Raw genomic sequence first — 494 nt, forward strand, 5'->3', positions numbered from 1 at the left:
GTTTTTATGCGCGCTCACCTGCAGGTCGGCGCCGGAGACCAGGCCCATGCCGGCGGTCGCACTCGCCAGCAAGCCGCCTTGCGTGAGCTGGTGGAGCAGGGTGTCGAGCAAGGCTTTCTGGCGCGCGTAATCGGCCGCTACCGTTTGCGCCGCCCGGGCCGTGTCGGCGAGCGACGCGCTCAGCTGCAGCGCTTCCTCGAGCAGGCGCTGCGCCGCCTGTGCCTCCAGGTGCGGCCCCTGCGCACGCGGCTGGTCTTCGGTGGTGAACAGCAACCCCTTGGCCCGCACCGCGCCGGCACCGCCGGTGCGCAACTCAAACCCTTCGCCGCGCTGCGGATGCCGGCCATCCACCCAGGTGTCGCCGACGATGTTGCCCATCGTGAACCGGGTGAGGCCGGAGTGCGGCGTGCTGAACTGGACGTACTCCTTGCCGTGCAAGTCCTGCATCGTCATCGAGTTGTCGGACTGGGTGCGAATCAGGTTGACCGACATCA

General features: G+C 68.4%; 1 protein-coding gene. It reads right to left on the minus strand.

The window, feature by feature from the left end:
- Positions 1 to 494 (minus strand): type VI secretion system Vgr family protein (locus AC4HNJ_RS21600; RefSeq protein ID WP_490481681.1); only part of this gene is annotated, 494 nt, incomplete at both ends.

The sequence above is a fragment of the Dyella sp. SYSU CM1112 genome (genome assembly GCF_058216415.1).